General features: G+C 51.5%; 21 protein-coding genes. 18 read left to right on the top strand and 3 right to left on the bottom strand.

The annotated features are described in order from the left end of the window. Positions 1-7 precede the first annotated feature (7 nt). The 15 genes from NCTC9997_RS08705 to NCTC9997_RS15390 all read left to right on the top strand — a co-directional run bounded on the left by NCTC9997_RS08705 (position 8) and on the right by NCTC9997_RS15390 (position 15,730). A complete protein-coding gene (locus tag NCTC9997_RS08705; protein ID WP_010863330.1) occupies positions 8-340 on the top strand; it encodes a hypothetical protein in 333 nt (110 codons plus the stop codon). Then, positions 333-1,337 (top strand): baseplate assembly protein, encoded by a 1,005-nt coding sequence (locus tag NCTC9997_RS08700; protein WP_064977862.1) that lies wholly within the window; start codon positions 333-335, stop codon positions 1,335-1,337. The genes NCTC9997_RS08705 and NCTC9997_RS08700 overlap by 8 nt, the downstream gene beginning before the upstream one ends. Next, a complete protein-coding gene (locus NCTC9997_RS08695) occupies positions 1,330-1,938 on the top strand; it encodes a phage tail protein (protein WP_064977861.1) in 609 nt (202 codons plus the stop codon). The genes NCTC9997_RS08700 and NCTC9997_RS08695 overlap by 8 nt, the downstream gene beginning before the upstream one ends. Continuing rightward, positions 1,935-3,665: a tail fiber protein gene (locus NCTC9997_RS08690; protein WP_064977860.1), complete on the top strand. Its 1,731-nt coding sequence runs from the start codon at positions 1,935-1,937 to the stop codon at positions 3,663-3,665. The genes NCTC9997_RS08695 and NCTC9997_RS08690 overlap by 4 nt, the downstream gene beginning before the upstream one ends. Next, positions 3,665-4,240, top strand: a complete 576-nt coding sequence (locus NCTC9997_RS08685; protein ID WP_064978485.1) for a tail fiber assembly protein — start codon at positions 3,665-3,667, stop codon at positions 4,238-4,240. Before NCTC9997_RS08690 ends, NCTC9997_RS08685 begins: the two co-directional genes overlap by 1 nt. A 51-nt stretch (positions 4,241-4,291) precedes the next feature. Next, on the top strand, positions 4,292-4,477 hold the full coding sequence (locus NCTC9997_RS08680) for a hypothetical protein (protein WP_064977859.1): 186 nt from the start codon (positions 4,292-4,294) through the stop codon (positions 4,475-4,477). Next, positions 4,470-5,918, top strand: coding sequence for a phage tail sheath protein (locus NCTC9997_RS08675; RefSeq protein WP_064977858.1), 1,449 nt, complete (start codon positions 4,470-4,472; stop codon positions 5,916-5,918). The genes NCTC9997_RS08680 and NCTC9997_RS08675 overlap by 8 nt, the downstream gene beginning before the upstream one ends. Beyond that, a complete protein-coding gene (locus NCTC9997_RS08670) occupies positions 5,918-6,409 on the top strand; it encodes a phage major tail tube protein (protein WP_010863337.1) in 492 nt (163 codons plus the stop codon). The genes NCTC9997_RS08675 and NCTC9997_RS08670 overlap by 1 nt, the downstream gene beginning before the upstream one ends. A 77-nt stretch (positions 6,410-6,486) precedes the next feature. After that, on the top strand, positions 6,487-7,125 hold the full coding sequence (locus NCTC9997_RS08665) for a hypothetical protein (RefSeq protein WP_064977857.1): 639 nt from the start codon (positions 6,487-6,489) through the stop codon (positions 7,123-7,125). Positions 7,126-7,174: 49 nt separating this feature from the next. Further along, entirely contained in the window at positions 7,175-10,036 is a 2,862-nt protein-coding gene (locus NCTC9997_RS08660; RefSeq protein ID WP_064977856.1) for a phage tail tape measure protein, read from the top strand. After that, positions 10,036-10,467, top strand: coding sequence for a phage tail protein (locus NCTC9997_RS08655; protein WP_010863340.1), 432 nt, complete (start codon positions 10,036-10,038; stop codon positions 10,465-10,467). The genes NCTC9997_RS08660 and NCTC9997_RS08655 overlap by 1 nt, the downstream gene beginning before the upstream one ends. Then, positions 10,439-10,648 carry a tail protein X gene (locus NCTC9997_RS08650; RefSeq protein ID WP_064977855.1) on the top strand — a complete coding sequence of 70 codons (210 nt, stop codon included), beginning with the start codon at positions 10,439-10,441 and terminating at the stop codon, positions 10,646-10,648. Before NCTC9997_RS08655 ends, NCTC9997_RS08650 begins: the two co-directional genes overlap by 29 nt. Continuing rightward, a complete protein-coding gene (locus NCTC9997_RS08645; protein ID WP_064977854.1) occupies positions 10,639-11,649 on the top strand; it encodes a contractile injection system protein, VgrG/Pvc8 family in 1,011 nt (336 codons plus the stop codon). The genes NCTC9997_RS08650 and NCTC9997_RS08645 overlap by 10 nt, the downstream gene beginning before the upstream one ends. Positions 11,650-11,800: 151 nt before the next feature. Then, positions 11,801-15,334 carry a hypothetical protein gene (locus tag NCTC9997_RS08640; protein WP_064977853.1) on the top strand — a complete coding sequence of 1,178 codons (3,534 nt, stop codon included), beginning with the start codon at positions 11,801-11,803 and terminating at the stop codon, positions 15,332-15,334. A gap of 273 nt (positions 15,335-15,607) precedes the next feature. After that, positions 15,608-15,730 (top strand): hypothetical protein, encoded by a 123-nt coding sequence (locus NCTC9997_RS15390; RefSeq protein ID WP_268952954.1) that lies wholly within the window; start codon positions 15,608-15,610, stop codon positions 15,728-15,730. A 110-nt stretch (positions 15,731-15,840) separates the two neighbouring features. Here the strand turns inward: NCTC9997_RS15390 and NCTC9997_RS08630 are convergent, their stop codons facing one another. Further along, positions 15,841-16,008 (bottom strand): hypothetical protein, encoded by a 168-nt coding sequence (locus tag NCTC9997_RS08630; protein WP_156669258.1) that lies wholly within the window; start codon positions 16,006-16,008, stop codon positions 15,841-15,843. Continuing rightward, a complete protein-coding gene (locus tag NCTC9997_RS08625) occupies positions 16,005-17,318 on the bottom strand; it encodes a hypothetical protein (protein WP_064977852.1) in 1,314 nt (437 codons plus the stop codon). Before NCTC9997_RS08625 ends, NCTC9997_RS08630 begins: the two co-directional genes overlap by 4 nt. 531 nt (positions 17,319-17,849) lie before the next feature. Here NCTC9997_RS08625 and NCTC9997_RS08620 point away from each other — a divergent pair. Further along, positions 17,850-18,386 (top strand): YaeQ family protein, encoded by a 537-nt coding sequence (locus NCTC9997_RS08620; RefSeq protein ID WP_010863866.1) that lies wholly within the window; start codon positions 17,850-17,852, stop codon positions 18,384-18,386. A gap of 324 nt (positions 18,387-18,710) precedes the next feature. Beyond that, positions 18,711-20,738 carry an EAL domain-containing protein gene (locus NCTC9997_RS08615; protein WP_064977851.1) on the top strand — a complete coding sequence of 676 codons (2,028 nt, stop codon included), beginning with the start codon at positions 18,711-18,713 and terminating at the stop codon, positions 20,736-20,738. A 64-nt stretch (positions 20,739-20,802) separates the two neighbouring features. On the opposite strand, the gene NCTC9997_RS08610 is transcribed toward NCTC9997_RS08615, so the two are convergent. After that, the gene (locus NCTC9997_RS08610) at positions 20,803-22,374 is read right to left on the bottom strand and encodes an ABC-F family ATPase (RefSeq protein WP_413463040.1); all 1,572 of its coding nucleotides are present in this window, start codon (positions 22,372-22,374) and stop codon (positions 20,803-20,805) included. Between the two features lie 257 nt (positions 22,375-22,631). Between NCTC9997_RS08610 and earP the strand changes: the two genes are divergently transcribed. Further along, the gene (gene earP / locus NCTC9997_RS08605; protein ID WP_064977849.1) at positions 22,632-23,777 is read left to right on the top strand and encodes an elongation factor P maturation arginine rhamnosyltransferase EarP; all 1,146 of its coding nucleotides are present in this window, start codon (positions 22,632-22,634) and stop codon (positions 23,775-23,777) included. Positions 23,778-23,821 lie beyond the last annotated feature (44 nt).

Genomic DNA, 23,821 nt, shown 5'->3' with positions numbered 1-23,821 from the left:
GGGGAATATGTTCGGGATGGACGCGCGCACAGGGCGCACTCTCCGCGGTTTCGAACAACTGGCCAGCCGCTTACAGCAACTCTTTACTACCCGTCAGGGGAGTCGGTACCGCCGACGCGCCTTTGGCTGCCATGTTCCTGATTATCTGGGGCGAAATGTATCGCCAGATGTCGCCTTACTCATCAAGGCGGACATGTTTGATGCCATGGCGGACCCCGCGAATGGCATCACGGATTTCAGCCCCAAGCGAATCGAACTTAAACCCGCCGACGCGGGTTTTTTTGTGTCGATTTTTGGCCATTACGAGGGGGAATATGTGGAGGTGAAGGTACATGTTTAATCCGGCGATAGACCGGATCCCCGTCCCGCAGGCGTTGCAATATGAACCCTTTTCTCAGAAGTATCCACGCTTAAAACAGGCCTTCTTGCAATGCCTCACGGCGATCCGCCCCGAGGATGTCACTGCCGTCGAACAGACATTAGAAAACGATGCAGAAATCCTGACGATTTTGCTGCAGTACCTGACGGAAGTGATGGTCTTTGAAGATCGTAAGCGCAACAAGCAGTTTGAAAGTTTGCTGATGCTGTTTGCCAAAGGGGATTCACTGGATGCGCGGGCGGCGGATTTTGGGGTTTTCCGGCAAACGTTAAAAAAGGGCAACCCGAATGCTTATCCACCCCAGCCTGACGAGATGGAAAGCGATCGGGACTTGCTGATCCGCGCCTTGCTGGCCCCGTTTGGATTTGGCACCACGGGCAGCCGAACCGCTTACCGGTTTCATGCCATGACATTGGGCGAACGGCCGACCATTTCGGTCGAGAAGCCACAAGCCAATGAAGTGGTCTTGCGCTACCGCTTCGCTGACGAAAGTCCGGTGGGCAAAGTGCTGGATGCGCAGGCACGTTGTGAAGCGCCGGGCACCGGTAACGTCTCCCTCTACATTTTGTCACGCGAGACGGCCGAGGGGATCCCCTCGGAGGCGCTGATCAAGGAGGTTGCGGCCTACTTGTCTCGGGATGACATTGAGCTGGAGACCGATGTCCTGTCGGTCAAAGCGCCGACGATCACCCACTATAAAATCCACGCCAAACTGTATGGTCGGCCTACGCCGGATGGACTGATTGATATCGAGCCGGTGACCGCGGCCTTGCAGGAATACGCGCAAGCCACGCACCGCCTGAACGGACGGGTAGATCTGTCGATGTTGTATTTCACCTTGCAGCAGGCACAAAGGGTGGTGCGTGTTGAATTGAGTGAGCCGGCGGCCAGCATTGTGTGTGACTACAAAACGGCGCCGTATTGTACCGGCATCAAGTTGGAGGTGGCGTATGAGTGACTCGCTCCCGGATAACCGCACTCCCTTGCAGTCCGCGTTGTTACGGCTGATAGAGGCCGAGTTACACCAACAAGAGGCGCGTTCACCGACTGCTGGACTCTTTGATGCCATGTGTACACCGGCCCAGTTTTTACCAGCGCTCGCCATTGAGCGTGGGGTGTCGGACTGGTTTCCGGAAGACTCACTACAAGCACGGCGTAATGTCACCGCCAATGGTTTGGTTATTCAGTCTAAAAGCTGCTCGCGCTATGGGCTGATGTTTGCCTTAAGTGCCCTGGGTGTTGAGGCGGAAATTACCAAAACCGGCCGGCCTTACGAGTTGAAGCTTGTGGCCAATTTACCCGATGCCCAGCTGGATGAGGCCACGTCACGGCGGATTATTGCACGTATTAATACCTACAAGGCCGAGCGGGATATCGTGGCTTTGGAGTTGGTTAGAGCGGCAGATGTTGCATTGTATACGGCGATTTATGCCGAGTCCGGTGTGGTGAGTGATTGTGAGCCGTGGGCTCCGGCACTGCGTTCGGATGATTATGGGGTATACCACGCAGTGGTGGGTGAGGTTTATATCATTTCAGATTCTGAGGCGGCTATCCGATGAGTAAAGATTATCGCGGCTACCTGACTCAGGCGGGTCTGAACTACGAAAGTACAGCACACGCTTTGGGTAAGGTCGTCAACATTGCCAAAATCGGGATTGGTAATGGCGTCCTACCGGATGACCAATCGCCGATGGGATTGACGGCCATGGTCAATAAAATTGCCGAGTTTCCGGCCAAGGTTTATCAGGATGAAAAGAACCCCGGTGTCTTTGTGGCGGAGTGCGCCATACCGGCCGAACATGCCATTAATGGCACGGGGTATTACATCAATGAGATGTCAGCCATCTTGGATAACGGCATCTTGTACGCCTATCGACGGGTGTCAGGGGACTTCAAACCGCTGATCACCTCGGGGGAAGCCAAAAGCTATTTGTACCGGCTGCGCTTCATTCCCCAGAATGCTGGCGTGGTGAATGTCACTATCGATCCGTCTGTGGTGTGGCCGACGTTGGCGGATTTGAAGCGAGAAATTCAACGCCATGAAGAAAGCCGCAACCACCCTGAGGCGTCATTGACGGAGAAGGGCTTTGTGCAGCTGAGCAGCGCCACAGAGAGTACCTCAGAGACACTCGCCGCAACACCCAAGGCGGTGAAAGCGGTGCGTGACTTGGCCGCAGGCAAATACACGGCAGAGAATGCCACTACGAGTAAGCGTGGTCTGGTTCAGCTAAGTAGTACGACTGATAGCACGTCCGAGACACTAGCGGCAACGCCGAAAGCGGTGAAGGCCGTTCACGACTTAGCGGCAGGTAAATATACCGCTGAGGATGCGACGACCGCTAAACGTGGTTTGGTTCAACTCTCCAGCGCTCTCGACAGTGAGAGTGAGAAGCTCGCCGCTACCCCAAAAGCGATTAATGAACTGCGTAAACGCATGAGTCAGGCCGCTTTCCCAATTAGTGAGCAGCCGCTATCGGTCGATTTAAATACCTTGGGCTCTCTGGCTCATCGAGGCGTGTATTACCAGCCGGCGAATGCAGGGGCGACAACCGAACACCATTATCCGTTAGCGGAGGCCGGCACATTGGTTGTGACACCTTCGGCCTATGGATGTCAGCAGGAATACACCACCTTTGGTTCATGCCGTAAATTTTGCCGTGGCTTAACGGGAAGTTGGAACGGCACAAATGGGCCATGGCGCGATTGGGTTGAAGTTGGCAATACCTTGCCTGTTGGAGTGCCATTGCCGTGGCCATCGGATACGCCACCTCCGGGTTATGTACTGATGCAGGGACAAAGTTTTAATAAGGCGCAGTATCCATTGCTGGCGAATGCATATCCGTCAGGTGTATTGCCCGATATGCGTGGACAAACCATTAAAGGGAAACCTAATGGGCGTGCGGTACTGAGCTTAGAGCAAGATGGCATCAAATCTCACGGACACGCCGCCAGTGTATCGAATACTGACTTAGGCAGTAGAACAACCAGTTCTTTTGATTACGGTACTAAAACCACAAACACCACCGGGAATCACCAACATGACGGGATTGACCCCTATTCTGGTGTAGGTGCGAACAATCCATGGCGACAAACAGGTACAGATGGGTATGGCAGAGGCCCTAGCACCAATGCGGCAGGGAACCATGCGCATACAGTTTATATCGGCGCGCATACACACAGCATCAGCATTGGTTCGCATGGTCACACTGTGAGTATCAGTGCCACGGGTAACGCAGAAAACACGGTAAGAAACATCGCATTAAATTACATGGTGAAATTAGCATGATGAGTTTTGCAATGTCGGATAAACCGCAAATATTACGGGTTTATAACTTGCGGGCAGATACCCATGAATTTATTGGTGCAGGGGATGCATATATCGCACCTCATACCGGCTTGCCGGCAAATTGTACGCTTTGTGCCCCTCCGGAGATCCCCACGTCCTATGTGGCTGTATGGGATGAGCAATCACAGGTGTGGTCACTGGTTGAGGATCATCGAGGAACTACTGTTTACCGCACAGATACGGCGGAGGCTGTATTTATTGATTCACTGGGGCCACTGCCGGAAAACACGGTATTGCAGGCACCGAATGGAGAATATGAGCGTTGGGATGGCTCTCAATGGGTAAAAGATCCGGTAGCCGAGAAGCAGGCACAAATCGAACAAGCGAATACTCAGAAAAATATGCTATTGCGGCAGGCGGGAGAGCGAATCGCACCGCTGCAGGATGCGGTGGATTTAGGCATGGCTTCTGCGGAAGAAACGGCGTTATTGGCCGATTTAAAGCGGTACCGCGTGTTGCTCAGTCGCGTAGATACCCACTTAGCCCCAGATATTGATTGGCCATTAGCGCCATAACCTCGTGTTGTTGCAGACCCGCCTTGGTGCGGGTTTTTTTATGGGATTTTTATGACGAAAAAACGCTATATCGCGCGGATTGGCTTTGAACTTCCCAACCAACCGCGCTGGGTGGAGCAGGGGCAATCCTGCGAACTGACCGATTTGGAGTCCGAACACTTGCTCCGTATCGGCTACATCAAGGCGCTCACCAGTAAAGAGAAACCGCGTCGTCGCGAGGAGGTAGGTCATGCCTGAAATTACCAGCTTCGTACACAATGGTATTTCCATTTTGAGCCAGCCGGCACCGCAGCCCATGGGACCGCTAGGCGGTGTGGTATTGGGGCTTGTGGGGACCGCGCCAGATGCCGATCCACAAATCCCGCGCAGTAAAGCGTGGCGCATTAATACCCCCGTACAAGCCGCCATGCTGGATAAAACCGGTAATGAGCGCGGGACGCTGTGGCGTGCGGTCACCGAAATCCAAAAGGTGGCCAATGTCCCCATTTACGTGGTGATTGAGCGTGAAGAGACCGATTTGGAGCCGGCCGCCAAGGATTACACCATGACGGTCGTGTCAGCCTCTCAGGAAGATGGCGGTCCCATTCAGGTGATTGTTGATAGCTCAACGTTATTGGAATCGGTCAGCGGGAGCGCCGTTAACAGCTGGACGGCCGTGGTGGGAGAAAAAAGTGCGGCGGTGCAGATTTACACGGTGGGTGAGGTTAACACCTTAACGTTGAGTCAAAACGGCACCTTGCGCGTTGCCGACCTGACCCAAGGCACACAAATCACGGTGAAAGGTAAAGACCTGACGCCTGCCGGAACCGTAGCCAATATCATTGGCAAGGTTGATCCGGACACCGGTCGTCGTACTGGTATTCAAGCCCTGATTAGCACGGATGAATCGCTGACCCATATCGCGGCACCGGGCTTTAACCATAAAGCGGTGTGTGATGCCTTGGCGCAAATGGCACTGCGTATTTCCGCGCAGCCGGTGCTGGATGGGCCATCGACCAACGATCAAGATGCGATTAACTTCAGTAAATCGCTGGGCACGGTTGGCACGGGTTATGACTTGGCCACACTGGTCGATCCGTTTGTCAAAGTCTGGTCTGCCAAGGCCAAAGGCTACGTCTACATGTCTGGTGTCCCGCATTTGTTGGGGGCGGCGGCACGGGTTAACCCGTGGGAAGTGCCGGGCAAAGGGCGAATGAACGTCAATATTGACGATACGCAGCGCACCATTGATTACAACGTCATGGATAAGGCCAGCGGTGGCAATCTGCTGAACCGCTATGGCATCACCTACTTTGCTCACACCAGTGTGGGGGGCTTCTCAGTCATTGGTAACCGCACGTTATCCGGCCGTTTCATCAATAAAGTCGGCTTAGAGCAAGCCATCATCCGCAAACTGATTAAAACCGCTGATCGCAAGATGGGGGAAAACCTGACCGCTGAGTTTATGCAGCAGCAATGCGACAGCCTCAATGCGTGGTTAGCGCAGGAAGCGGCGGCCGGTGCGCTGATTGCCGCACAGGTCTATTTGCACCCGACGTTGAACTCGCCGGAGGCGTATCTGAACGGTGAATGGCACATCGTGATTGCCTACGGTGGATACAGTCCGAATGAGCACATGGTATTCCACCTGCGTGAGGATGTGGGGATCGTGAAATCATTTTTGGAGGAGACGCTGTAATGGCCGGCGCACAAGCAAAACTGGGTATGCGGGTATTGCTCAACGGTATTCCCTCAATGCTGGAGTTTGAGGATTACACCTCGGCGTACCCCAAAAAAGTGATGGAAGGCACGCGTGGCGGCTCCTTTGTGGCCGGTGAGCACTGGGTCGGTATTGAGGCGATGAAGGGGGCGCTGACCTTAAAAGGCGCGACACCCGCGATGCTATCCCAATATGGCTTAACGGCGGGGGCACTGATCCCCGTGACCATTTTTGAGACCTTCCGTGATGAAGATGGCGCGGTGATCCAAGCGCAGGAGATTTGGCAAATGGCAGAAATCACCGCCATTGAGCAGAGCAATACCCAGATGGGACAGCTACGCCAGCATGTGATCAATTTCTCCATCAAATCGGCGCGTCGTTTGGAGAACGGAAAGACCGTATTTCATGTCGATCGCAACGCCAACATTGTGGACTTGGGGCTGGGTAACGTCCTCGCCGCGGTGGTCTAACCGCATTCTCTTTCGCCTTAGTTTTCCCTGATGACGGATCCCTGCATGAGCAGGGATTTTTTTTATCTGGAGGTTTTATGTCTGTCACTGCCTATAGCAAAACCCACACGTTGCGCTGGTCGATTGTTGATGACAAAGGGCAGCCGCTGACTGCCTTGAACATTCATACCTTGCCATTACGGACGGTGCGCGAGTTGCGTGCTGAATATGGTTTGGTGGATGGGGCATCAGACGGGGCCAGTGATGCGGTACTGATGAAGTTTGAAAAGGCACTCTTGCTGCGCTCGACCGGTCTGTCTGACAGTGAATACCTGCGATTGTGCGTACCGGATTACAACAGCATTCTGCGCCACGTACGCGCGATGGTGAACGGCAAGGCCCAGCCTTTTCTGGCTGAGCAAGCCATGGCGCAAGGCAAAAAGGTTACCGAAGTTGATCCCGATGCGCCCGTGTTATTGGTGCCTGTCGAGGACAAGTTCAAAGGGCGCGTGAGCCAAATTGCCATTCAACCGCCGACCGTGCATTTGCAGCAGGAGGCGCGTAAGCATACCGATCCGTTCCAGCAAACCCTCGTTATTGTCTCCACTTGTACCGAGTTGGATTTTGATGCGCTGCTCGATATGCACATGCCGGATTGGAACACGCTAACCGAGAGGGTGACTGATTTTTTGTCCGAAACGGCGGACTTCTTTCCGACATCGACTGCCAACGACTGACAGACACCATTCCTTTAGTTTACTCCGCCACTGAGCGTGAAATCCTTGGATGGCGGATCCCCACGGCGTTGCGCCGGTACTCACTGGCGCTGGCGAGATTAAAGGTATCCGAATGACGGGTAAAAAATATTCGGTCACGCTGGAAGCGAAAGATGCGCTGTCCCGAGTATTTGACAGTGCGGGGAAAGCGGCTGAGCGATACAAAACGGCCATTGGCCAGACCCGTGAGCAGGTGCAAGCGCTCGAGCGCTCACAAAAGCTGCTGGGTGAATATCAAGGATTGCAGCGTTCACTGGCAGAGAGCACGACCCGCTTAGCTGAGGCGCGACGCGCCGCTGATGCACAGGGGGCCAGTTTGCGGATCGCCGCGGCAGAGCAGCGTCGCTATGCCAAGGAGATGAATCAGGCTCAGGCGGTGATTGATGCCTTGAACCGTGAGTTGCGGCAAAACGGCACACTGACAGCGGCGCAAAGCCGCGCCATGGCGCAGGCACAGCAGAAGATAGCCAGTCTGACACCGGCTCATCAGAAAGCGGCGGAGGCGGCCGCCAAGCATCAACGCGAAACCCATAAACTGAGCGGTGAAGCTGCGCGGCTGGAGCGGTCCATGGATGGACAACGACAGCGGTTAGCCCGCTTGGGCGGTGCGCTTAAACTCTCGGGGGCAGAGGCAAACCGATTAGCGACCTATCAAGATCGCCTACAACGGGCGACAGACAAGGCGAATCACGCGCTGCAACGACAAGAACAACGGCTAAAAACGCTCAATGCGGCCAACGACAAGATGCAGAAGAATGCAGAACTGCGTGGGGCGTTGGGTGGTGACATTATGGCTACCGTGGCCGCTGGCGCACCGTTGGTCGCGTTAGCGAAAAAGTCGATTGATTATGAGGCCAGCTTTGCCGGCGTGAAAAAGGTCGTCGATTTTAAAGATAAAGCCGACGAAGACGCCACCCGTCGCCGCATGATGAAACTGGCCTCGGAGCTGGGGATCTCCCAAACGGGGATGACGGACATTGTGGCGGCGGCCGGTGAAGCCGGGATCGGTAAAAAGGCGGATGGTAAAACCGACAGTAATGAACTGCTGGAGTTTGCTGCATCGGCCGCAAAAATGGGGGGGGCCTATGATGTTTCCTCGGGAGAAGCGGGGGAGATTTTAGCCACGTGGCGCAGCGCGATGGGCTTAACCCAAGACCAAGCCATGCAGCTGGCCGACTACACCAATCAGATCAGTAATGAGATGAAGGCGCGTGCCAAGGATGTGTCTGCGGTGATGAATCGCCAAGGTGCGACGGCCATGGGCGCGGGCTTTACTGATAAGCAATCCGCCGGTCTTGCTGCCGCCATGTTGGCCGGTGGGGCCACTGAAGAAACCGCCGCGACAGCGCTGAAAAATATCTCAGGGGCACTTACCAAGGGCTTTTCTGCCACCAAAAGTCAGCGCGAGGCCTTGGCCATGATCGGGTTTAATCCCGAGCAGTTGGCGAAAGACATGCAGAAAGATGCGGCCGGTACCTTGTTTAAGGTGCTCGAGAAGCTGAAAAAAGCCAAGCCTGAAGATCAAGGAGCCATCATCAGCCAGATTTTCGGTGAGGAGGTCAAAGGGGCAGTGGCCAAGTTGGCCACCAATACCACCTTACTGAAAAAAGCCCTCGATATGGCCGCGGACAGCAGCGCTTATCTCGGCTCGATGCAAAAAGAGTATGACGCGAGAGCACAAACTCGGGCGCACCGTATTGCACAGGTAAGCGCCAAGATTGAGCGCATCTCCATCGCGCTGGGCGATATGTTGCTGCCGATGGTCGATGACTTGCTAGAGCCGGTGGCTAAATTAGCGGATGCCGGCTCCGAGCTGATGGAAACTTCCGAGTCAGCAAGAACGACCGTGAGCTGGTTATTGAAAGCCGGCGCCGCACTGGTTGGGCTGAAAGTGGGGATCGTGGTCCTAAAAGGGCTAGGCTCGCTGGTCTCCGACATCATCCAAGTGGGGCGTATCGGTAAGGCTAAGTTAGGTGATATGACGAGCCGCACCGCTCGCTCATCTGAACGTGCGGCGCGCGGGCTGGAGGCCGTGAATCGTCAGCTAGACCGGATGGGAAAATCCCACGGGGCTTTGCCATTGGAGTCAATAGACGGCATCCACCCTCGCACTAAAAGGCGCAGAAAGAAACGGGGCTTGGGTAAAGGGCTTAGCTTACTGGGATTAGGCGCGGGTATTGCGAGCTTTTCCGCATCTGCGGATGCCACGGATATGCTCTCAACCGGAGCAGACTTGGCTGATGGGGCTCGCGAGGTGCTGGATGCCGGTGGGCCACTTATGCAGCGGATCGGAAAGTTCTTTAAACCTCTGCATTACCTACTAGCAGGTTCATCGCTGGCTAGCACGGTTATGACCGGTGATCGTCAGCAGATAGGGAGTGTTGCTGGAGACCTTGCGGGAAGCGCCGCCGGCGGTTGGGCGGGTGCATCGGCTGGCGCAGCATTGGGCACGCTAATTTTGCCTGGTGTGGGCACGGCGGTGGGTGGTGCGTTAGGCGGTCTGGGCGGCTCATTATTGGGCGGTGATCTCGGTAGTGCAATCGGCGAGCAGCTGGCAAGCAGTGATATCTTGACGGCGATTGCGAACCGCATCGGCAGTTGGTTTGGTGGAGAGAGCCAGAATAAAACGGATGCCATGTTTAAGGGCGATCCATCCGAGAAAATCAGGCAGGCTCCATCACGTGATGTCAGTGTAGATAACAAGTTTGAGATTAAATTTGATATCAAGGCGTCAGGGGATCCGGAGCAAGATAACGCGCTGGCGCAGAAAATTCAGGCCCAACTCTCCAACCTCATTCCTTCATTACTCAGCAACTCATTATCACTGGATACACGGTTAGATGCTTCATTAGCCGGTTTAGGGAGTGATTGATGGCGCAATACGTGTTTGGCGATTTCTTATTTAGTGAGCGGGATGATAGCCCGCTTTACTCACTCAGCCGCAGTGCTGACGGTGGTTGGATAGAAGTGGAATTACTTAACCGGTTACCGATGCAGCAACAAACGGGGCGGAAGCTGGACCAAATTACCTTACGGGGTCTTTGGTTTGGTTCTAAGGGTCAGCAGAGCTACGACAAGTTATTGGCCATCCGCGAGGAAGGTAAACCGCGCACGTTAGTCCGTAGCGATGGCACCAACTTGGGACGCTTTACGCTGGTTAGCATTGATTTTCAGGGCGATAGGATGGTGCATAACGGTATTTGCATGGTGCAAGAAATCGCTCTCACCTTGAAAGAGTTCAGTGACCCGAACATCAAAAAACAGGAGCGCAATAATGCAAGTCATCAGAACGCAAGCGGGTGATACGTTACCGGATTTGATGTGGCGTTATCTGGGCCGTGATGACGATGAAACCGAAGCCTTGCTTTACCAGTTAAATCCCGCGTTATATCGGTTGCCGCGGATTTTACCGGCCGGTATCGTATTACAGATGCAAGCACCTGTGATTCAACGCGTCAGCAAACAGGTGGGAGTATGGAGTTAAAAGTTGGGATCACCCCGGTTCATTACTGTGCGGGAAAGGGGGCTGACATCATTAATTCGCGATTAGAGTCTTTTGAGCGTATTGATGCCAGTGGTGTGCAGTCCGATCAGCTGACACTTGAGGTGAATGTCGAGGGATTGGATAGCATCCCACAGGAAGGGGCCGTACTGACATGGTATGAAGGGTACAAAGAAACTGAAGTGCTCGAAATCGGAACATTCAAAATAACGCGCATCACGCCACGGCTTTTCCCGCGCCGTATCACCATTGTGGCCACTGCTGCACTGTTTGATAAAGACGATTCGACCGGCTTTAAAGAGCGTCGCTCCCGCAGCTGGGATGGCAAAACTCTGGGGGAGGTCTTTAGGGAGGTGGTTGAAGCGCATCACCTGACACCTCGAGTCGATCCGGAATTAGATACGCTCCCGTTAGGGCATACCGATCAGACCGATGAAACTGACGCCGCATTTTTAACTCGGATTGCAGAGCAATATGATGCAGTAGCCAAGCCGATGGATGGCATGTATGTATTGGCGTTGAGAGGGCGAACTCACACCATCACGGGTAAAGAGATGCCCGCCGTAGAGGTCACGGTGCCACCGGACAATCGCCCCGGCTGTAGAGCTTTTATTAATTGCCAGCTAGATACGCCATCACGAAAAAATGCAGGAGGGGTGATAGCGCAATGGGTGGATGAGAACGGCAATCTTCACGAGATTAAAAGTGGCAATCCACCCTATAAGCGAATGCCAGAGCCCTTTGTGAATAAAGCGCATGCTGAGCAAGCCCTAAAAGGGAAGGTGAGAAAAACTCAGCGTGAAGCATCCCGATTAACGTTAGATATTCCTGGTGACCCTCGCGTGTGCGCTGAGCTTCCCGTTGTGCTGGATAAGACATTTCCCAATGGTATGGCGGGGACTCGCAGTATTGATAGGGTGGTAGTGAGAGGTTATCGCTCTGGAGGATATCGGATGACAGTTGTAGCTACAAATCCTATGTGAGTATGAAGTTGATCTATTTTTCCCAAAATTATGCAACTAAATAAAATCCAGCTCACAATACAACTCGTTACATTAGCCTGCTCCTTCAGTATGAGATGATAATTTCTGTTTAATAACGCTGTTAGAAATAATACTACTGAGAGTAGCGTCGATGGCGAAACAGAAAAAACTAAGCAATTCATTCTCTACCGGTGGTGGCGGTTCTCATTTTGAAGCGCATATCCAAGCGTCATTTGTCGCGCTGATGCTTACCGGCGGTCACGCTCCCTGTCTTCCCTGCTGGCCTATTGCGGAAATCAAACTTCAGGGCAAGATTGATGGCTTTGATACAGACGACCTCATTGTTGTCGTGGAAGACGTGAACAGCAAGGAGCGGCGGAAACTTCTCGGGCAGGTTAAACATTCCATTGCCATCACGCAGGGCAGCGCCCTGTTTGGGGAAGTGATGCAGGCTGCCTGGAATGATTTCAATAATTCCAAGGTGTTTACTCGAGGTAAGGATATTATTGCGCTGATCACTGGGCCACTTAGCGCGACTGATGCACACAATGTACAATGGCTTCTGAATCAGGCGAGGCATACTAAAAACGCGGATGAGTTTTTCAGAAACGTTCAGCAGTCGAATTTCAGCCCTTCCAAGAGTATCGAAAAGCTGGATGTCTTTCAGTTGCATCTGAATAAAGCAAACGGCGGTAACCTTGTTTCAAGGGCTGAACTCTATGATTTCCTGAATCACTTCCATTTACTAGGCTACGATCTTGGTAACGAGTTCGGTGTTGTCCTGTCTCTGCTGCATTCTCACATCTCCCAATTCCAGCAGCAGTATCCGCAGTGGGTCTGGTCACGGGTTGTCGATATCGTACAAACATGGAATCAGGATGCAGGCACCATCACGCCTGATAAGCTTCCGGATGACCTTCGAGAGGTCTTTAAACCAAAGGTTTTGGCGGAGATGCCTGAGGAGTTCAAGGCGGTACAGGAGAAACATAAAACCGATTGGACTCAGCACCCAGAAGCCACCTATCTGGCCTTGGCTGTTTTGATTGGCTCTTGGCAAGACAAGAGTCAAGGCGACCTTGAAGCGATAACTCAACTGTTCGGTATCAGTTACGATGAGTGGCTAAAGAAGGCCCAGGAAATATTGCACAGACCCGATAGTCCGCTGTCGCTCAAAAACGGCACTTGGAAAATTGTTAACCGAACCGAGCTTTGGATGGTGCTGGGATCGCGCATCCTTGATCAGAACCTCGATAAGTTTAGGTCGCTGGCTGTTTCCGTACTAAAGGAACCTGACCCTGCTTTTGAACTGCCAGCCGAAGATCGATATGCGGCAAGTATTCATGGCAAGGTGCTGAATTGTTCACACGTGCTGCGAAACGGCATTGCCGAGGGTTTGGCTATCTTGGGCAGCCAGCCGGAGGCGTGCGCCAACTGTTCGCTAGGGAAGGCTGAAGCAAACTGCGCATTGGTGATACGTGAACTGCTGACTGATGCTGACTGGGTCTTGTGGGGCAGCCTGAGCGGTGTACTGCCAACCTTGGCCGAAGCTGCTCCGAGTGAATTTCTTGATGCGGTCGAGAAGGCGATGCGCCTGAAGCCCTGCCCCTTTGATGAGCTTTTTTCCCAAGAAGGCAACGGCATCACCGGCAGCAATTATTTAACCGGCCTGCTTTGGGCGTTGGAAGGGTTGGCTTGGGATGAACAATATCTGGTTCGTGTCTGTGTCGCGCTTGGTGAACTCGCTAGCCATGACCCCGGCGGCCATTGGGCCAATCGCCCCTCCAATTCGCTTACAACCATTTTGCTGCCTTGGCTACCGCAAACACTGGCATCTGTAGAAAAGCGTAAGGTAGCAGTACGGACGATCCTTAATGAATGGCCTGATATCGCCTGGAATCTGATCTTTCAGCTTCTTCCCGGCCAGAACCAGACATCTTCCGGTTCGCACAAGCCAAGTTGGCGCAAGACAATCCCTGATGATTGGGAAAAAGGCGTTACGCATCAGGAATACTGGCAGCAGGCATCTTCTTACGCGGAACTTGCGGTGGCTGCTGCAGGCCAAGATACCGCTCGGCTCTCAGCATTGATTGACCATTTTGATAACCTGCCTACATCCGCTTTTGATCAACTTCTTCAAATTCTCTCCTCGCAGACCATTTCAGAACTTCCTGAAGATCAACGACTTTCGATTTGGGACCATCTTACGAGATTTACAAGCAAACACCGGCGGTTCTTCGACGCGAAATGGGCATTACCCGACGAACTGATTACCCGCATTGAAAAGGTTGCAGAGCAACTCGCGCCCACCAACCCATTCAATTTATATCAGCACCTCTTTACAGATCGTGATTTTGACCTATACGAAGAGAACGGCGATTGGGAAGGGCAGCGAAAGAAACTTGACAGGCGACGTGAGAGAGCTATTTCGGAGATCTTTCAGCAATATGGTGCCGAGGGTGTAATCCGATTCGCTGAGTCCACTTCTTCACCCGGTCAGGTGGGGAATGCACTTGGTGTTATTGACGATTCAATTATTGATCGGACTTTTTTGCCTCACTTCCTTGAATCAGCGGACAACAAGCGTAAGGCATTGGTGAGAGGTTTTATCTGGCGGCGCTACCACGCCAAAAGTTGGGAGTGGTGCGACGACATCGATAAATCTGATTGGACGCCAGAGCAAGTAGGACAATTCCTAGCTTATTTGCCATTTACGAAGGGAGCATGGGATCGCGCTTCTAAATGGCTTCAGGCGTACGAGAGTGAATACTGGGCACGCAGCGGCGCGAATGCCTATGAGACCGATGGAGATCTTGCCATTGCTATTGAGAAACTTATTGAACATGGAAGACCGTACGCGGCAATCAATTGCCTGGACAGGATGCGCCATGCCAATCAGCCAATCGATAGTAATCAATGTGTTCGCGCGTTGCTCGCAGCGCTTTCCTCCAGAGAGCCCAGCAACGCTATGGACGGGTACCACATAGTCGAACTGATCAAGTTTCTTCAGGCAGAGCCTTCGGTTAACCAGGACGACCTCTTTAGAGTCGAGTGGGCATATGTTCCCTTGCTCGATCGTCATAGAGATGCCGCGCCCCAACTCCTTGAAAGTAAGCTGGCCAATGAACCCGAATTCTATTGTGAGGTAATTCGACTGATCTACCGTTCCAAGAAAGAAGATCAGCCGTCGAGCGAACCCACTGAGGGATCAAAGGTAATCGCAACAAATGCTTGGCGACTGCTGCATGAGTGGAAGACACCACCGGGAACACAAAAAGATGGTACTTTCAGTGAAGAGTGCTTCATCGGATGGCTCCAAAGGGTTAAAGAAGTCTGCACGGAGTCCGGCCACCTGCAAGTTGCACTCATCAATATTGGCGAAGTATTGATTCACACCCCGCCTGATCCAGACGGCTTATGGATACGTCGCGCTGTCGCTGCCGCATTGAATGATCGTGACGCTGATGACATGCGCGCCGGTTTCAGGACGGGGACATACAACTCACGCGGTGTTCATTGGGTTGACCCAACCGGAAAGCCGGAGAGAGAACTGGCCGAGCAGTTCCGGAATAAAGCCGAGGAAATAGAGAACGCCGGATTTCAGCGATTTGCAGTTACTTTGAGATGTTTGGCGGACGGCTATGACCGCGAAGCTGAACGAGTAATTAATAATCACAAAGACCGGTAAGGTGAGTAAGGTCAATGCCTAACAACCTCATAACCGCCTTACACGAAGAAAGAGTGAAGACATCCACAACTCTTTGCCTACAAAGTTCTGGAGAGTTAACTGAGACACTAACAATTGTTAGCGCCTTCCTCATGGCTTGTCTAGGCTGTTATTTAGCTGTTTGGCAAGTTGTGAGGGGCATAAAATGCCAAGGCCAAAGTATACGAGGTAAGTCTGGATGATACGCCGTTTTACCGCTATATCATCCGCTGGGTGCGGTGGGCGTTTTAGTTTATGCGAGCTTTGAACGAGTCCATTGCCAGACTGGCAAACAAAGAAGATGGCTGTAAAGGCTGTTTCTGGGAAGGCGGTTTAAATCCCAAGCTCTATTGGATGGGGATGGCGCTGCTGTACTAGCCTATAGGCCTACGTAGACTTGAATCCCATCAAGCAACACCAGAGCAGTTTGAGTTTACGAGTGTAAAAGACCCGCCATAGCGGGTCTTTTTATGCCAGAGAGAACATAGTTATGCCAGAGAGAACATAGGCTCTTTTTTATTATTTCTTTCGGTCAGCGCCTTTGCTTTCTGAGCGATACTACCGTTGTGGCTGGTTTCCTCGTTTAGCTTCTGCGGATTGAAGAGACGACGCCACTCACGCAATTCCATTTTTTCGTGAAGATGCTTTTGAGTCATGATTGGTACGCTCCATTCGCCTGATTGTCAAAGTAGTGTTGGTTCAAATCTTTTTTAAAGTAGTGCTTGCGTTTAACCCAGATGAAACCGTCTCCTTTGGAGATAATCGCTACGTCGACAGGCCCACCTACAGTCTCACTATCATTAGAGACCTTTCGCTTAAAGGCCGTTAGATTAACCAGAGACTCTGCCATCTCCGCCAAGTCCTGCTTAGGCAAGAATGCAACCATATCGACTACCTTATCTATATAGCAGGTTTGGATGTGTTTTTGAAGATTTTGATTGAATTGATCGTACATTTGTGTGGCAGTGTCAATAAGTTCACCCTTAAATGCTTGCTTGGATTGCTCATCGATGTCCAACTTTTCTACGTTCTCAGAAGCTCTGTCAAGAACATTCTGCAGCAGCAGTTTACTATCAATGATAACCTTGTTTTTGATGTTTTTGCTGATGCCAGACACAAAGCTATCAACTTCTTCCTCCTGAGCATAGGCTATAAGCCCACTTGCGCCGGCAGGCGCACTTTTCTTAGAGTTAGGAGAAAGCCTTAGTTTACCATTAATAAACCCTAGCAAATTGAAGGCTAAAACTACAGGAAAATACTCTTGATCTCCGAAACCAGCAAAAACTATTCCTGTATTTGCACCAATCTCGATTTTTTTACACGAAGCATTGACGAACACTGATGCAACAGCATTTATCAATGCTTCTGGTATTTGAGACTCCTCTGAAGGGAGGTTTTTCTCACATAAGTGTGAGGCAACCTCTGATGCAAATGGAAGTGCATCTTGTAAGTCTTGCTCTGTAAGGTTCTCGTAAAACTCAACGTTGCGAAGCATGTTTGTCAGATCTACGCAATGCTCTCTGAGGAGATTATACGTTTCTTCAATGGTTGGATGTCTTTGGTTTGACTGAATAAAGCCAAATGCGAGGTCCTCAATTTTGGAAAAAATTTCATTGCGAAAAACCTGCTCGTAGAAATGGCATAAGCTATTCTCCTTCATCTCTGGAGGGATTAGATGCTGTTCTGCTACAAGAAAAGCCCAGAATGCTTGCGCGTATTGTTCCAATGTGTCTCTTTGGGTTGAGCCATGCTTTTTCCTGAACTGTTTAATGATCAATTCCCAAGGGACTCCACATAACGAACCTGAACCGTACACCATTACACCCACTGGATGTGCTTTCGATAGTGCAAATAGCTTTTCTGCTCCGTTGTAGATCTTGTAAGTGCTACCGCCTTGTATCGTCACGGCCGAATCCGCCGCCAGTGCAACCGAAGATTTGTTGTAAATAGCTATTTCCGCAGTCATTCTTTAATCCAAATTAAGTAACGATCGATTGAATGGTGCCATCAATAAAGAGGGGACCTCCAAACCTTTTTAAGTATCTTCGCCCTCGACTAGGCTTTGAGTGGCTACTTGTTGCCAGACGATGTTTGCCATGACCACTACCTGTCGCCCAACTGCTTGCGCTAATGGAAATTCATTAGTTATTTTTAAAATAAAAACAATATGATAACTAAGATATAAGATGATGTTTCGTCTTTCAGGCATGAAATGATATGAAGGCTGCAGATTGACTGTCTAGTATTTGCTAATCAAAGGTGTGAATAGTGAGATATATGTCATGTTTCACTATCCTGTGGATGAGGGGAATTATGGAGCTAAATGTGTTTGGAGCGCATCACTATTCAACTTAACTCATTGAAAAATAGTGAGCTGTGAAATGTGTTTTTTCTATTTTTGCGGCTCGTTTTTTGAGCCAAATCTTAGTAACTATTTGATTTTAAATGTCTCATTTCTCTGTTATGCTGTATGTATGTGAGATTTCGGAAGTCGTTTATGGCACTTAAAGCAACAGTCTATAAAGCAAACATCAATATCGCTGATATGGATCGGCATTATTATCAGAGTGCCGATTTGGTGCTGGCACAACATCCTTCCGAAACCGAACAACGCATGATGGTTCGTCTACTGGCATGGGTTCGTCATGCCAATGAGCGTTTGGTGTTCACCAAAGGTTTGTGCGCCGATGATGAACCGGAAATTTGGCTCAAAAACTATCATGATGGAATCGACCTGTGGATTGACGTCGGCGTGCCGGATGAAAAGCGGTTGAAAAAAGCCTCGCATCAATCTGAGCAGGTGGTGCTATACGCATACGGTGATCGCGCTGCCAAAGTGTGGTGGGAGCAAAACAGCAATAAAATCCGTCAATATTCTAATGTACGCGTCTTTTTCATTTCCGATGAGCAAGTCAGCCGTTTAACCCAATTGGTTAACCGCACTATGAACCTGCAAGCCACATTGCAAGATGGCCTAGTTTGGTTGTCGGATGCAGTACATAACGCAGAAATTCAGCCTGAAATTTGGCAGTAATGGAAATCTTGGCGTGATATTAAGTCAGTATCCGGTATGAGGTAAGCACGATAACATCACGCCGTGATGGCGCACCGCCATCAGACCTAGTGCACATTGATTTTTGCTTAAAAGCCCACAGCAGATTGTGGGCTTTTTATTATCCGTAATTTTTCTGACATCTGTTATGCGCTTCTTGCTTGAGGCTTTAACCAACAGGATTAATACTCAAAGAGACTAAAACAACGTTTCTCTGAATAGCGAAAAACGCACAGCAATTATGAAGGTAAGTACTCTTCATATTCGCGATTAGCATGGATGCATAATAACGGATGGCGATTATTTATGGCCGAAGCAAAGGTGACTGCGCCGCAACACCTGTTCAGTGAAGAGCCTACGGCTGGACACTCCTTATTGCGAATTTTGCTGCATCAGCAGATGTTGCTGATTTTTTTCCTTTGCGTAGTGCTGTGCGGATTAATGTTAGCTGTGATCCGCACCACCGTCATAGAACAGCAGCGTAGCATCATGGCTGTTGATGCGCTGCGATTGGAAGACACCTTGCGCCCGTATCTATTACGCTACGATCTGATGGGCGTTGAAACCATTATGCGCCGCGTTTTGGCCGAGGGGCGGTATGCGGCAGTACAGCTGCATCTTGATAACAGCTCTCCCATAATTGTAATGCTGCCTCCGGCCTCAAAAGCGGCAAATACTCGGGAACACCCGATTCCGCGCTGGTTATTGCGTTTGCCTTTATTTGAACCACAGCTGATACAGCAGAGGCTGAGTACCGCTGGGTTACCCGATGGGTACTTGACGTTACAAAGCGCGGCTATCCCGTCATATCACACGTTCTGGCGGTTGAGTCTCCATGTATTCCCGGTGATTGCGGGGATATTCATTATCGCACTGGCACTGCAAGCTGCGCTTTTACGTCGTCGCCTGCGCCCTTTGGCGGCATTAGAAGCGCGAGCGGAGCAGGTCGCTCATCGCCATTTTTCCGCCGATCCGCTCCTGCTCCCCGCTGAATCGGAACTGCGAGCATTGACCCGTGCTTTTAACTTGATGGAAAGGGAGATTGGCCAAGCGTTTCAAGCGCAAAGCGATACCGTGGCGGCACTACATCGTGAAGCCTATCAGGATGTAACCACGGGATTGGCAAACCGACGCTGGTTTCGCCAGCAGATTGATGTGGCCGCAGCAGAAAATGTGCCCGGAACGCTGTTTTTATTGGAGCTGGCAGTATTGGGGCGTAGCTATCAGTTAACGGATCCCCACGTTGCCGATCAGTTGGCTCGCCGTTTGGCTGGGGCCGTGCGCGATGTTTTTTCTGCCTATCCACACGCGCTATTGGCGCGCACCCGCTTAACGGAGTTAGCGCTCTGGTGTCCGGGGTTGGAGTTAGAGATGGAAGCGCAGCCATCGAAAAGTATCGGTCTTAAACTTTTAGCGGTGCTGAAACAGCACATTGTATCGAGCGATTTGGACGCGCAAATCCCTGTTTATCTGGGCGCTGCTATCAGCAACGGGCATATCACCGCCAACAGTCTCTTAGCGACGGCTGATATGGCATTGCACCGCGCTCGTAGAGAAATGCCGCCGTTTTACTTATACACCGGAGATTATGAGCCCGTATTACAAGGTAAGCAGGCATGGCGACCGGCTATTTTAGCCGCATTGGCTGATCCTGCCGCGCTACATGTGGTGTTACAGCCGGTGCTAAGTGAAACAGGCGTGGTGTTACATCAAGAGGCGTTTGTCCGGCTAAAACTTGCAGGGCAATGGGTTAGCGCCGCAGATTGGCTACCGATGGCTGAAGCACTTGGATTAGGCGCAGCCATCGATTTGGCCGTATTACGCCACATTATCCAACAACAGTATGAGACGCCGGTTGCGGTAAATATCAGCAATATCAGTTTGCAGAGTGCCGATTTTATCAATGGGATCCAACATCTTGCGGCACAGCAGACGCCGCACGGGTTACACGGAGTGATGTTGGAGATTGCTGAGTCAGGAATGCTCGCAATGCCAGTTGCGGCAGCACATTTGATACGCATCTTAGAGGCTATTGGTTGGCGGTGGGGATTGGATCAAGTCGGACGCAGCAATGCTGGCACAGAATATCTGGCACGTTTTGCGCCTGAATATGTGAAATTGGATTATGGCTATAGCCATACGGCAGAAGAAGCGCCGGTCAGCAAAGTGATTTCGGCATTGTGCCGTTTAGTTCGCCAGCGTTCGGAGTGGGTGATCGCGACGCGTATTGAAAATGATGCGCAGCGTCAGTATCTGATGTCGCTGGGGGTAAATGGCTTTCAAGGGTTTGGTGTACAGCCGATGGTGAATGATGAAAACCATGGGCATAAATAAAAACCGCCTCCAGAGGAAGCGGTTTCTTTCATCTACAGACTAATCAGCTGTGTCTTGTTTGCGATTACGCGCTTTCAATGCCCTGACGGCGCAGGTACTCATCGTAAGTACCGTTGAAGTCAACGATGCTTTCAGCGGTCAGCTCGATAATACGGGTGGCCAGTGAGGATACAAACTGACGGTCGTGGCTGACGAAGAACAGGGTGCCTTTGTAGTTTTCCAGTGCCAGGTTGAGTGACTCGATGGATTCCATATCCATGTGGTTAGTCGGCTCATCCATTACCAGAATGTTCGGCTTTTGCAGCATCAGCTTGGCAAACAGCATCCGGCCTTGCTCACCACCGGAAATCACGCGGACAGATTTCAGGATATCGTTTTGTGAGAACAGCATCCGGCCCAGCATGCCACGCACCACTTGCTCGTCATCGCCCGGCTTCTTCCACTGATCCAGCCAGTCATACAGGTTCAGATCGCAGTCAAACTCATCGGCATGATCTTGTGCGTAGTAACCGATGTTGGCGTTTTCGGACCACTTGATGATGCCTTGTTTTGGCGCCATGTTGCCGACCAACGTGTGCAGCAGGGTTGATTTACCGATACCGTTCTGACCGATAATCGCCACGCGCTCGCCGACTTCAACCATCAGGTTCAGCTTGGAGAACAGCAGCTCATCGTAACCTTGGGCCAGATTTTCAATTTCCAGCGCGTTACGGAACAGCGGTTTTTCCTGATCGAAACGGATGAACGGGTTCTGACGGCTAGAAGCTTTAACTTCTTCCAGCTTGATCTTGTCCATCTGACGAGCACGCGAGGTGGCTTGTTTCGCCTTAGACGCGTTAGCCGAGAAGCGGCTGACGAACGATTGCAGTTCGGCCAGTTGTGCTTTCTTCTTGGCATTATCGGCCAGCAGACGCTCACGGGCTTGGGTCGCGGCCATCATGTACTCGTCGTAGTTACCTGGGTACAGACGCAGCTCACCGTAGTCCAAATCGGCCATATGGGTGCAGACACTGTTCAGGAAGTGACGGTCGTGCGAAATGATGATCATGGTGCAGTTACGCTGATTCAGCACGTCTTCCAACCAGCGTATGGTGTTAATATCCAAGTTGTTGGTTGGTTCGTCGAGCAGCATGATGTCTGGCTCGGCAAACAGTACCTGTGCTAGCAACACTCGCAGTTTCCAGCCCGGAGCAACCGCACTCATTAGACCGAAATGCTGCTCCAATGGAATGCCCACGCCCAGCAGCAGTTCACCGGCGCGCGCTTCTGCGGAGTAGCCATCCATCTCGGCAAATTGCACTTCCAGATCGGCCACTTTCATGCCGTCTTCTTCGCTCATTTCCGGCAAGCTATAGATGCGGTCACGCTCTTGCTTGATGGTCCACAGCTCTTTGTGGCCCATGATCACCGTATCGATGACGGTGTACTCTTCGTAGGCAAACTGATCCTGACCCAGCTTTGCCATCCGCTCATTAACGTCCAGACTCACGTTACCGGCGGTCTGCTCGAGCTCGCCGCTTAAAATTTTCATGAATGTGGATTTACCGCAACCGTTGGCTCCAATCAGACCGTAACGGTTACCTTCTCCGAATTTAACAGAGATATTTTCAAACAACGGCTTATCGCCGAATTGCATTGTGATATTGGCGGTGGAAAGCAAGGCAGTGTACCTGAAAGAAAAGAATGGAAAATAAATCAGCGCGCAGACTACATCCTGAACGGCTTTTGAGCAACCGAAAGGGCAAAAAATCCTATCAAAATGGTCTCTTTGCACCGTTATCGGTGGGCAAAACAGCACAAAAATGGCTTTAAGCGCCTACTTTAACTGTGCAGATATTACGTCGGCAGAGAAAAATCCCGTACACTAGCGCCTTCTTGATAAAGGACCAAACCATGACAGCAACACGTTATGACTGGGATATCTTTTGCACCGTGGTCGATAACTTCGGTGATATCGGGGTAACCCTGCGTCTGGCCCGCCAGCTGGCCCATGACTATCAGCAGCAGGTGCGGCTGTGGGTGGATGATTTACAGTCTACTGCGCGGATCTGCCCGGGGTTGGATGCAACGCTCACATCCCAAATGTATGACGGTGTACACATTTGTCGCTGGGATACGCCGTTTACCGCGCAAGTCACGCCAGCGCATCGGGTGATCGAAGCATTTGCTTGTGAATTGCCGCCAGAGTTTCGGCAGCAAATGAAAGCTCTGTCACCGGCACCGCTGTGGCTGAATCTGGAATACCTGAGTGCGGAAGAGTGGGTGGAAGGCTGTCATCGCTTGCCATCATGGCAGCCAGACGGGCTGACTAAATACTTTTTCTTCCCTGGCTTTACACCGGCAACCGGTGGCTTGCTGCGTGAGCAGGGGCTATTTGCCGCGCGTGATCAGTGGCGTGGCAGTGCTGAAGAGAGTGCTTACTGGGCCGAGTTTGGTATTCCTGCCGGTCAGCGTCAGCAAGAGATCTGGATCAGTCTGTTTACCTATGAAAATCCAGCGCTCTTTACGCTACTTGAGGCGTGGGAGCAATCGCCAGACCCAATTCGCTTGTGGGTGCCGCAAGGGCGCACGCTTGATTACATCGCTGCACGTTATAGCCAAGTGCCGCCTAAAGCCGGTGATTGTTGGCAGCGCGGTAATCTGTCATTGCAGGTCTTGCCGTTTACCGATCAGCGTGGCTTTGATCGCTTGCTGTGGAGCTGCGATTTTAACTTCATTCGTGGGGAAGACTCGTTTGTCCGCGCGCAGTGGGCTGCGGTGCCAGTGATTTGGCATATCTACCCACAAGAAGAAGAGGCTCACATGGAAAAGCTGGATGCGTTTTTAGAACGCTACCTGGCGCGCTGGGATGAGGCCAGTGCTGACCTGATGCGCCGCTTTAGCCGTGGCTATAATCAGGGTAAAATCAGCGCCTCAGACTGGAATTCACTGTTCATTCAGCGTGAGTTGTTGAAAAAAAACGCGATTGAATGGGCAGATTTACTCGCTGAGACAGAAGATTTAGCCTGTCAGCTAGTGAATTTCTCCGAAAGCAGTTAGAATACTGCGCTTTTTAAAACTCTTGTTGAACACAGGATATACGA

Source organism: Plesiomonas shigelloides, assembly GCF_900087055.1.
Taxonomy (GTDB): domain Bacteria; phylum Pseudomonadota; class Gammaproteobacteria; order Enterobacterales; family CAMTGL01; genus Plesiomonas; species Plesiomonas shigelloides.
Note: the sequence above shows the minus strand (reverse complement) of the source record. Positions and strands in the feature narration are given on the sequence as shown.